Source organism: Nisaea nitritireducens (genome assembly GCF_014904795.1).
Taxonomy (GTDB): domain Bacteria; phylum Pseudomonadota; class Alphaproteobacteria; order Thalassobaculales; family Thalassobaculaceae; genus Nisaea; species Nisaea nitritireducens.
On record NZ_JACZFS010000010.1, the window covers coordinates 223,255 to 233,919 of the forward strand.

At 58.2% G+C, this 10,665-nt stretch carries 9 protein-coding genes; 2 read left to right on the forward strand and 7 right to left on the reverse strand.

Annotated elements, in window-relative coordinates; translation table 11 throughout:
* Positions 1 to 105: 105 nt before the first annotated feature.
* The 7 genes from IG629_RS04430 to IG629_RS04460 form a co-directional block, all read right to left on the reverse strand.
* Positions 106 to 1,380: an amidohydrolase family protein gene (locus IG629_RS04430; protein ID WP_193170759.1), complete on the reverse strand. Its 1,275-nt coding sequence runs from the start codon at positions 1,378 to 1,380 to the stop codon at positions 106 to 108.
* Positions 1,381 to 1,395: 15 nt separating this feature from the next.
* Complete coding sequence (locus IG629_RS04435; RefSeq protein ID WP_193170760.1) at positions 1,396 to 2,346, reverse strand: ABC transporter permease; 951 nt, start codon at positions 2,344 to 2,346, stop codon at positions 1,396 to 1,398.
* 4 nt (positions 2,347 to 2,350) lie between these two features.
* Positions 2,351 to 3,400: an ABC transporter permease gene (locus IG629_RS04440; protein WP_193170761.1), complete on the reverse strand. Its 1,050-nt coding sequence runs from the start codon at positions 3,398 to 3,400 to the stop codon at positions 2,351 to 2,353.
* A complete protein-coding gene (locus IG629_RS04445) occupies positions 3,390 to 4,934 on the reverse strand; it encodes an ABC transporter ATP-binding protein (RefSeq protein ID WP_319025010.1) in 1,545 nt (514 codons plus the stop codon). The genes IG629_RS04440 and IG629_RS04445 overlap by 11 nt, the downstream gene beginning before the upstream one ends.
* Positions 4,935 to 4,954: 20 nt before the next feature.
* Entirely contained in the window at positions 4,955 to 5,962 is a 1,008-nt protein-coding gene (locus IG629_RS04450; protein WP_193170762.1) for a BMP family protein, read from the reverse strand.
* A gap of 244 nt (positions 5,963 to 6,206) precedes the next feature.
* Complete coding sequence (locus IG629_RS04455) at positions 6,207 to 8,072, reverse strand: sensor histidine kinase (RefSeq protein ID WP_193170763.1); 1,866 nt, start codon at positions 8,070 to 8,072, stop codon at positions 6,207 to 6,209.
* 104 nt (positions 8,073 to 8,176) lie between these two features.
* Positions 8,177 to 9,280, reverse strand: a complete 1,104-nt coding sequence (locus tag IG629_RS04460; RefSeq protein ID WP_193170764.1) for an ABC transporter substrate-binding protein — start codon at positions 9,278 to 9,280, stop codon at positions 8,177 to 8,179.
* 175 nt (positions 9,281 to 9,455) lie between these two features.
* On the opposite strand from IG629_RS04460, the gene IG629_RS04465 reads away from it, so the two are divergent.
* Both IG629_RS04465 and IG629_RS04470 read left to right on the forward strand, forming a co-directional pair.
* Positions 9,456 to 9,908, forward strand: coding sequence for a YtoQ family protein (locus IG629_RS04465; protein WP_193170765.1), 453 nt, complete (start codon positions 9,456 to 9,458; stop codon positions 9,906 to 9,908).
* A gap of 18 nt (positions 9,909 to 9,926) precedes the next feature.
* Positions 9,927 to 10,613: an aspartate/glutamate racemase family protein gene (locus tag IG629_RS04470; protein WP_193170766.1), complete on the forward strand. Its 687-nt coding sequence runs from the start codon at positions 9,927 to 9,929 to the stop codon at positions 10,611 to 10,613.
* The last annotated feature ends 52 nt before the right edge of the window (positions 10,614 to 10,665 follow it).

Here is a 10,665-nt window from a genome sequence, read left to right on the forward strand (position 1 = left end):
AATAACTTTCGGTAAAAACTGCTTCTTTATTTTCCCATAATTCTCCAACGTCTTCTAACCGCACAATTGAACTACATCTGGGGCTTTTCAGAGATCGCAGTCGGCTCAATTCCGCCGAAAATCAACATCGTAGGTTTTCGAGCCCAGAAGTACAGTACTGACCTGCGGAGGCGCTTCGGCGATCACACGGCCCCGACGGATGACGAACAACCGGTTCGGCTTAAGACGGATGGCTTCCATCGCGTCGCCCGCCTGCAGGATCACCAGATCCGCATTCGCCCCTTTCGCGATACCGTAGCCTTCCAGCCCCATTGCCTTCGCCGAGTTCTCCGTAACGGCGGCGAACATCGCCTTCATCTCGTCAACGCCGGTCATCTGGCCGACATGCACCGCCATATGCGCGACTTCCAGCATGTCGTGGCTGCCAAGGCTGTACCAAGGGTCCATCACACAATCATGGCCGAGCGCAACGTTGATTCCGGCCGCCGTCATTTCCTTCACCCGCGTCATACCCCGGCGCTTCGGATAGCTGTCGTGCCGCCCTTGCAAGGTGATGTTGATCAATGGGTTCGGGATCGCATGCATCTGGCTTTCCAACATCAACGGCAGCAGCTTGGAGACATAGTAATTGTCCATCGAATGCATGGATGTCAGGTGCGAGCCAGCCACCCTGCCCTCCAGCCCGAGCCGCTTGGTCTCCGCTGTCAGCGTTTCGATATGACGCGACATTGGGTCATCCGTCTCATCGCAATGCATATCGACGCGCAGCCCACGCTCCGCCGCGATCTCGCACAGGGCGCGAACCGAGCGGGCGCCATCTTCCATTGTGCGCTCGAAATGCGGGATGCCACCGACGACATCGACACCCTTGTCCAGCGCACGCCTGAGGTTTTCAGCAGCACCTGGGGAGCGGAAATAGCCGTCCTGCGGGAAGGCGACGAGCTGGATATCGATATAGGGCTTTAACTCCTCCCGAACTTCGATCAGCGCATCGACGTTAAGCAGTCGCGGATCGGACGTGTCGACATGGCTGCGGATGGCGAGCGTGCCCTTGGCGATGGACCAGCGGGCAAGCTCCCGCACACGCTGTTTGATTGCGTCACCAGTCAGGTGCGGTTTCAGCTCCCCCCAAAGCTGGATGCCTTCGAGCAATGTGCCGGATTGGTTCAGACGCGGCTCGCCGAGGCTAAGGGTTGAATCCAGATGGAAGTGTGGGTCGATGAAAGGCGGCGTCACAAGACAGCCGCTCGTATCGATCACCCTGCCCGCGTCACCTGTGACCGCCGGCCCCACGTCGACAATGCGGTCTCCTTGAATGGCGATGGATTGGCCGGCACGCCCATCGGGCAGCGTGGCATTCTTGATCAGGATATCGAGCATTGGATCAGGCTTTCGTTAAACGCGGTCACCGCGCCGGAACGGCACCAGCAGTGCTTTGGGGTAACTGGCCCGCCGCGCCATCACCACCATGGCGGCGATGGAGAGCACGTAGGGCGCCATGAGGAAGAACTGGTAAGGGATCTGCGCGCCGGCAAGCTGCTGCGCGCGGACTTGCAGAGCGTCGAGCCCGGCAAACAGCAATGCGCCGAGCAGCGCCTTGCCGGGGCGCCAAGAGGCGAAGATCACCAGCGCAACGCAGATCCAGCCCCGGCCGTTGATCATGCCGAAATAGAAGGCGTCGAACGCGCTCATGGTGATGAAGGCGCCGCCGATTGCCATGAAGGCGCTGCCGACCATGACAGCGCCGGTCCGCACCGCCAGCACGTCGATACCCTGGGATTCGACCGCAACCGGGTTCTCCCCAGCCATACGGACCGCGAGGCCGAGCGGGGTGCGCTCCAGCACATACCAGACGGCGGGAACGGAGAGCAGCGCGAGATAGGTGAGCGGCGTCTGGCTGAACAGCGCCTCGCCGATCACCGGGATATCCGACAGACCCGGAATGGCATAGGGCTGGAACGGAACGATCTTCGGCGGCGTGGTCGCGTCCGGCAGCAGCATGCGGAAGACATAGTAACTGAGCGAAGAGGCAAACAGGGTGATGCCGATGCCGGTCACGTGTTGTGAGAGCCCGAGATAAACCGTGAAACTGGCGTGAAACAGGCCAAACAGCGCGCCGATAAAGGCCGCGAAGACAATACCTCCCCAGAGGTCCCCGCCCTGGAAGACCCACATCCACCCGGCCATGGCACCCATTGTCATGATGCCTTCGATGCCGAGATTGAGTACTCCCGCACGCTCGCAGATCAGCTCGCCGAGGGTGCCGAGAATGAGAGGGCTGACGATCCGGATGGTGGCGGCCCAGAACCCGGCGGTAAGGAGGATTTCGAAAATGTCGCCGATCATCGCGTCAACTCCAGCGGATGCGGTAGCGGGTGAGCATCACGCTGACCAGGATGGTCAGGACCGAGAGGCCAACCAGCACGTCAGCGATGTAGGTCGGAATATCGGTCGACCGGCTCATCGCGTCGGCACCGACATAGACGGCGGAAATGAAGAAAGCGGACAGGATGACACCGAGCGGATGCAATTGCGCCAGCATGGCGACGGCAATCCCCGCATACCCGAAGCCCGGCGAGAGATCTAGCGTGAGATAACCTTTGAGACCGGCGACTTCACTGACCCCGGCGAGACCGGCGAGACCGCCAGATATCAATGCAGTACGGATCACTGTTGCATTGACGCCGATACCGGCGAAACCGGCGGCGGAGGCATTCAAGCCAACGGCGCGGATCTCGTATCCCCAGACGGTGAAACGCATCAGCGCCCAGGCAAGCAAGGCGGCCACGAGTGCGAAGATGAAGCCAAGATGCAGGCGCCCCTTGGCCAGCAATGGCGGCCAAATGCCTTCGTCAATAATGGGCGCGGCCTGTGGCCAGCCGAGTGACATCGGGTCTTTCCACGGCCCCTCGAGCAAATACCCGGCCAGCAGCAGGATGACAAAGTTCAGCAACAGCGTCGTCACCACCTCGTCGACCTTCATATGGGTCTTCAGCAACACAGGCACGATCAGGATGGCGCCGCCAGACATGGCACCGACAAGCATCAGGAACGGGACCATCAGGACGGGCGGCAGGGAAATGAGGCCGGTGCCAAAGAAGGTCGCGGCCAGCGCCCCGCAATAGAGCTGCCCTTCGGCACCGATATTGTAGAACTTGGCCCGAAAGGCGACAGCGGCAGCCAGACCCGTGAAGATCAACGGCGTACTGCGCGTCAGCGTCTCGTTCAAGGCGAAGCTGGAGCCGAGAGATCCTTTCAGCAGGGCGAAGTAAGAGGCGAGAACAGGCTCTCCCGCCCAGATGATCAGCCCGGCGCCAAGCACGAGTGCGGCCAGCACGGCAAGGGGTGGGGCCAGCAACACGCGCCAGAGCGCCACTTCCTGTCTCGTCTCAATGCGCATGAGCGGACTCCGCTTCGTGTCCGGACATCAGCAGACCTACATCGCCGACCGTAAGGCCGGCCGTATCCTGAGGCGGCGTCATCCTGCCGTGATACATCACGGCTATACGGTCGCTGAGTGCGAAGAGTTCGTCCAAGTCCTCTGAGATCAGCAGCACGCCGGCGCCATCGGCACGGGCCTGCAGCAGACGGCTCTGGACATAGGCTATGGCCCCCTCGTCCAGACCGCGTACCGGCTGGTTCGCGAGGATGAATTCAGGTCCTCGCGACAAGACCCGCGCAAGGATGAGCTTTTGCATGTTACCGCCTGATAACAAGCGGGTTTCCGCCTCCGGACCTTCGCAGCGAATATCGAATTCCTCGATCAGGCGCTTGCTCCGTTCAAGCGCTCTACGCTTGTCGATGACGAAGCCGGCACGCGCAATTTCAGCGCCGCGCCGGTCTTCGCTGATCAGGTTCTCCCAGAGCGGCATCTCTCCAACCACGCCTGTTGCGTGCCGGTCCTCGGGAATCCGGCCGACACCGCGCCGGACAAGCTCCGTCGGATCGGCAACGCCCGGCGCGCCGAGGATCTCGACATCACCCGCATCGGCAGTCGTAAGACCGGACAACAGGTTCGCCAGGGTGCGCTGGCCATTTCCTGCCACACCGGCAAGCCCGATGATCTCGTGTGCCCGGATCTCCAGGCTGACATCTTTCAGACTCTGCGCCTCGCTGTCCGACTGACAATCGACATGGGTCAAACGGAGAACCGCGTTGCCAGGCATCATCGAGGTAACTTTCGGCCGGTTCACCTCTTCGCCCACCATCATCCGCGCCAGACCTGCCCGGTCCGCCTCGGATGTCGTCACCGTTCCGGCAACAGCTCCCCGGCGCAGCACGACCACCCGGTTCGTATGGTTCAGTATCTCGTTCAGCTTGTGAGAAATGAAAATGACCGCCAGCCCCTTGGCCGTCAGCTTCTTCAGGGTCTCGAACAAGCTGTCAGATTCCTGTGGCGTCAAAACCGCTGTCGGCTCGTCCAGAATAAGAATGCGGGCGTCGCGGTAGAGAGCCTTCAGAATCTCCACCCGCTGTCTTTCTCCGACGGAGAGAGCACCGACCAGTTTGTCCGGATCGGCATGGAGGCCGTACTCGGCCGCCATGTCCGCTATCTTCGTCCGGGCAGCCTTGATATCCCGGCGCCAGGCAAAGAGCGGCTCGGTGCCGAGGGTAATGTTCTCCAGCACCGTCAGGTTCTCAGCGAGGGTAAAATGCTGATGCACCATACCGATACCCGCCTGGATAGCGGCGTCCGTCGAGCCGGGCGGCAACGGTGCGCCATCCACGAGGATCTCACCCTCCTCAGCCACGTAATGGCCGAACAGAATATTCATCAATGTGGTTTTCCCAGCGCCGTTCTCGCCTAGCAGAGCAAGGACCTCACCCTGATTGAGGTCGAGCGAGATCGCATCGTTCGCGACCAGCGGTCCGAAACGTTTGGTGATGCCCCTGAAAGATAACAGGGGCATCACGGAGACAGATTTTTCGGTCACGTGCGTGACATCCGGACTGATCAGAACGTGGATTTAGGCTCGTTGTCGTTGATCTCGACCACGAAATCGCCGGACATGATCTTCTTGGAAAGCTCGGCCACCTTGGCTTTCGCGTCCGCCGGGATCTTGTCCTCGAACTCATAATACGGGGCAAGGCTGGCGCCGCCCTTCTGCATCATGGTCCATTCCTTGTAGTCCTCAGCCTTGAAGCTGCCGGCCTTGACCTGCTCGATGGCGTAGTCGATCGCACTTTCCATATGCCAAAGGGCGGAAGTCACAACTACGTCCTTGCCGTTTTCTTCCTTGTTCATGTCGTTGACATTGCCGAAGGCGAGGATGCCTTTCTCGCGGGCCGCGTCGACCACGCCGGCACGCTCGGCATAGAGGATGTCGACCCCGGATTCGATCTGAGCGAAGGCGGCTTCCTTGGCTTTCGGCGGATCGTACCAGGAACCGATGAAGGTCACCTTGAACTCGATCGAAGGATCGACGGACTTGGCGCCAGCCATGAAGGCATGGAACAACCGGTTCACCTCGCCGATCGGATAACCGCCGACCATGCCGATCTTTTTCGACTTGGTCATGCTGCCGGCGATGATGCCCATCAGGTAGCACGGCTCGTGGATGTAGTTGTCGAAAACGGAAAAATTGCTGCCGTGCGGCTTGAAGGGGTCGCCCATAACGAAGGCGACGTTCGGATATTCGTCTGCCACCTTGCGAGCCTCGCGGCTGATGCCGAAGGCCTCGCCGACGATTAGCTGGACGCCACTCTCGGCATATTCGCGCAGCACGCGGATATAATCGGTGTTGGAGACTTTCTCCGAAAAGGAATACTCGATCTTGCCCGCAGTTTTTGCGACCTCAAGGGCCTGATGCAGGCGCGCATCCCATTTCTGCTGGATCGGCTGGGTATAGATGCCCGCGACCTTGATCTTGCCGGCCGCGTTGGCGAGCCCCGCCGGCAGCATGGATACGGCGCTGAGAGCGGCTAGCGTTGCCAGAACCTGGCGGCGCGAAAGAATTGTCATATCAGTCCCCCGAGAATCGAAACGTCTAATGTTCCGGACTCTCTCCGGATACATTCGATCATTTTCTGTTTTGCCAAATCCTCCCGTCTCATCCGTGGCATTCTTCTGCCCCCTGTTTCAGGAGGCCGCCCACCCTCGGGCTGCGATGCCATCGTATGTGACGGTTCAATTTCAGCATTTGGTTTCGGAATGTCAATCGAACCCGGAAGGAGACAGGCAAACACCAGATTACCGTTATCCGGCCTCAGGATGAAACCGGAGGGGCATTTTCGTTACCGGGTGCATCATTTTCCTGCTCCGGAGCGACCACAGGGATCAGCAGGCTGAAAGTGGTACCCTCACCCGGTGTGCTCTCGACAGTCAGGCTGCCGCCGAGCACGTTGGCGGCAGCGTTGTAGGATATGTGGAGCCCAAGCCCCGTCCCGCCCTGACCGAACTTGGTTGTGTAAAATGGGTTAAAGATTTTTTCCGAGACGTCCTGCTCCATACCGATCCCGTCATCCCGAACGGAGATTCCAAGCATTCCACCGTCAGCCTCTGCAACGGAAATATAGATGTTGCCGGGTTTGTCCGGGAAAGCATGTTTTGCGGCATTGTCGACGAGGTTGGTGAGGATTTGCCCAAGTTCGCCCGGGTAGCTATCGATCTCGAGCTCATCGGAAATATCCTCAATCGTGACCCGAATATCTTTTCCAATGGACGGCTGCAATGTCAGAACCGTAGCTGACACCAGCTCATGCAGGCGGAATTTCCGCCGGTATGATGTCGTTCTGTCGACAGCTACCTGCTTGAAGTTTGTGACCAGGTCACAGGCGCGCTCGACATTCAGGGATGCCATCGAGGTTGTTTTCCTAACACGGTCCAGGAACGCCATAAGGTCTGACTTGCGCAGCCCCTTTTGCAGCAAGGCATTGAAACTCTCGATCTCGTGACTCTGGGCGGACAAGCTCAGTTTGCTGTTTCCCAGAGGCGTGTTCAATTCATGTGCTATGCCCGCGACCAGACGCCCGAGAGCAGCCAGTTTCTCAACCTCTACCAGTTCGTTCTGTGTCTTCTGCAAATTGTTCAGTGCTTCGGAAAGGTCCGCGTTAGTCGAGGCCAGATCCTGCGTGCGCCTTTGAACCCTTTCCTCAAGCTCCTCATTCATTTCCTTGAGAGCCTGCTCCCGGCTGACGAGCGCGTCGGCCATGGCTTCAAGATCTCCGGAGAGCTGATTGAATTCCTTGATTGTTCCAGTCGGCCAGGTCTTTGGCCGGCGCCCCGATGCGACCAAACGGGCACGCTCGATAACGGACTTCACGGTGCGTGACATCGTTTGCGCCCAAAGCGGAGCCAGAAGTGCGCCGATGAGCGATGTTGAGATAAAGCCCGTGACGATGATGGCAACGAGTTCCCGGGTCGCGGAATTATCCATGCCACGTGGAATTCGGCTAACGAACAACCATCCAAGCGAGTTGGAAAAATCAGCCCACGTATAATAACTCCGCCCATCGTAGGAGAGCGTCTCCGGCATGGGCGTCCCGTTCAAACCAGCCTGAACAACAGGCAGGTGCAGAAGGTTGTGGCGTCCCGAACGTGCAATTCGGGTATCTGCAACAACCTCTCCCAGCCGGTCGACGATCCAGAGATCAAGTTGCCGGTCGCTACGCGAAAACTGACTTATGGAGACAATCTGAGCGAGAGGAACTTCCCCAATGATCGTTTTATTGCTTCCTTCCAGAGGGACAGCTACGCCGACGGTCACTATTCCCGATATGGAGGATAGCTGCGTGTCACTCCAGGCCTGCTTCTTCGTATCGGTAACCGTTTGAAAAAGCCGATTGCCGGACATATCTATTCCGACAATTTCTTCAATATATTCAGTGCTGTAATTCTTGACGCTGGCATCGACCAACAGACCTTGATTGTCGACCAGATAGATGGCGTCGAAGCCATCGCCTCGGGCCGTTTGCAGCAGAAAGTAGATTTCCTGTTCGGGAACATTATCGACGGCGGCGGCCAGAACCTTGAGGCGGTGTTCAAGGGAACGGAGGTACTCCTCTACACGCGCAGCCATCTCCGCCGCCGACTCTTTGGCTATCAGCCTGTTTTCATCGGCGATCTGCGGCAAGCGTATGGCAAGCGTGATCGATCCGACGATAACGAGAGCAACCAAAGGCGTGAAGACGAATAGCAGAGAGAGCGCAACACGCAGGGAGAGAACCCTTGGGGCCTTCATTTCCGGATGAATTTCCCTTTTTGCACGGTAACGAAAACAAGCTGTCTGGCGCTGTCGCCATAATCGTCGAACGTCACTTTCTGCTGCAGTCCCTGGATTGTGCCGAGCGCATCCATTGCCGATTTGATGGTCTGACCGTCCTCCATGTCCTGGAGAGCGGAAAACAGGACTGTCGCACCATCATAAGCCGCGATGCTTGAAAAACCCGGGTCGGAACGGAATCGCGCTTTGTAAGCATCCCGGAATGCAACGTAATGTGCCGTCTCATCGTACCGGTCATAGGTCTGAAGCAGGAGCAGCCCTTCAATTGCGGCACCGCCAAGAGTGAGAAGGCTTTCCGAAGCAGCCCATTCCGCGGCCATGAGCTCTATTTCGCTATTCTGCTTTCGTACCTGCTGGGTGAGTTGCGCAGCATCTACACCATTGGCGATAAAGATTATTGCGTCGGGATTCGAATCCAACAGGGTCGTCGCCGCGCGCGAAAACTCTCCTCCGATCGTGCTGTCGAACTGGAACGAGGCAACGAGTGTGCCTCCTAGCTCGGTAAATGCTCTTTCGAACTCATCTGCCCAGCTTTGGGAAAACAGCGCATTTCTTCCGTCAAGCGCCGCAGCGATTTTCCGGTGTCCTACATCGATGCTGTATCGCGCGTAAGCTTCGGCATACTGGCGGGTTGATGAGCCAATACGGTAGAAATGATCGTCATTGCCGACGAAAGACAGGGAAGAAACCGTCGGTGTAATCGAGACTGTCTGAGCCTCGTTGATCACTGGAACCATGCCGCCGGCGACAACGCTGAGATTGGGGCCGATAATCGCGTCTACACCCTCAGCAACCAAGGAGCGCGCAGCTTCCGCACCACCTTCCGACGTACCATGATCGTCGCGAACGAGAAGCTGGATCTGACGCCCGTTAATCCCACCGGCTTCGTTTTTCTCGTCGACGGCCATCTGGACGGCATTTCGTGACGCGATGCCGATATCGGATGCCCTTCCTTCCAGGCCACCGATAAATCCAAGACGAATGACTTCGGGCTCGCCACAGGCTGCGAGTTGCAGCAAGAGCATCATTACCGCAGAAAGCGTTGCAAATTGGCGCATGAGCTGTCTCTCCAGTGATCGATACACTGGACGTTTTCATAGTTAGAATAAAATTTAGTAAATGTTTCGACACGGCGGCAGACCGATGTCGCGCTCTGGCATTTGGTGGAGCTACGGACTCTGAAAAACCGGCAAACTAGGATATCAAATGCGGTCTGTTCTGTAGGAGGGTTCCATGACCGATCTTGAAGTCTATTTGTCCGGCGAGATTCACACGGACTGGCGCGCGGAAATCGAAGAGGCCGTAAATGCTGCTGGATTGCCGATTGTTTTCACGGCGCCAGTGACCGTTCACGAAAACAGCGACGATTGCGGTGTTTCCATCCTCGGTGCCGAAGAGAAGCCGTTCTGGGCCGATCACAAAGGCGCCAAGGTCAATGCCATCCGCACCCGCACCCTGATTGAGCGTGCCGATATCGTCGTTGTCCGGTTCGGCGACAAATACAAGCAGTGGAATGCTGCCTTCGATGCGGGATACGCTTCCGCTCTCGGAAAGCCGCTCATCATCCAACACGACCCAGCATTGACGCACCCGCTGAAAGAAGTCGATGGCGCCGCGCTGGCCGTTGCGGAAACACCGGCACAGGTGGCTGCAGTATTGCGTTATGTGGTGACCGGAGAACTTTAAGGTCGAGCGCATAAACCGATGAAGCATATAGGAATTGTTGGCTGCTCGGCCGAAGGCGCGGCGCTCTGCTACCGGACAATCTGTTCTGAAGGAGCGGCACTGCTCGGCGCGCACGAGCATCCCGACATTACGATGCACACGCCACCACTCTCGAAATATGTCAGCTGCCTCGAAGCGGGAGATTTAAGCGGCGTCGGAGAGTTGATGCTTGATTCCGCGCGAAGACTGGAACGAGCCGGGGCGGATTTCTTGATTTGCCCGGATAATACCATTCACCAGGCATTCGACTATGTGGCGGAGCGATCCCCGCTTCCATGGCTGCATATTGCAGAAGAATCCGCGGCTCTCGCCCGGGAGCATGGATTCCAAAAAGTCGGTTTGCTTGGTACCAGATGGTTGGTCGAGAGTGATGTCTATCCGGACAAATTCGACGCGCTTGGCATCGGCTGGGCCCGGCCTGAGCCGGAAGAAATTGCCGAAATTTCACGGATCATCATGGAAGAACTCGTTCCAGGCCGGTTCCGCACTGACTCGACATCGTATTTTCAGGCGCTGATCGAACGCATGAAAGAGCGCGGCGCGGATTCGGTTCTTCTCGGCTGCACCGAGATTCCGCTCATTATCAGCGACGAAAACAGTGCTCTACCGACATTGGACTCGACGCGGATACTCGCCCGCGCGGCTCTTCGGGCGGCGGCCAGCTGATATCAGCCTGCACCAGAAACAAAACGCGCCGCTTGGAAGCGGCGCGGTCGGC

What these genes read in the sequence shown, in the direction of transcription:
- IG629_RS04430 (WP_193170759.1), bottom strand. Translation starts at nt 1,380, where the DNA reads ATGCTCGATATCCTGATCAAGAATGCCACGCTGCCCGATGGGCGTGCC.
- IG629_RS04435 (WP_193170760.1), bottom strand. Translation starts at nt 2,346, where the DNA reads ATGATCGGCGACATTTTCGAAATCCTCCTTACCGCCGGGTTCTGGGCC.
- IG629_RS04440 (WP_193170761.1), bottom strand. Translation starts at nt 3,400, where the DNA reads ATGCGCATTGAGACGAGACAGGAAGTGGCGCTCTGGCGCGTGTTGCTG.
- IG629_RS04450 (WP_193170762.1), bottom strand. Translation starts at nt 5,962, where the DNA reads ATGACAATTCTTTCGCGCCGCCAGGTTCTGGCAACGCTAGCCGCTCTC.
- IG629_RS04460 (WP_193170764.1), bottom strand. Translation starts at nt 9,280, where the DNA reads ATGCGCCAATTTGCAACGCTTTCTGCGGTAATGATGCTCTTGCTGCAA.
- IG629_RS04465 (WP_193170765.1), top strand. Translation starts at nt 9,456, where the DNA reads ATGACCGATCTTGAAGTCTATTTGTCCGGCGAGATTCACACGGACTGG.
- IG629_RS04470 (WP_193170766.1), top strand. Translation starts at nt 9,927, where the DNA reads ATGAAGCATATAGGAATTGTTGGCTGCTCGGCCGAAGGCGCGGCGCTC.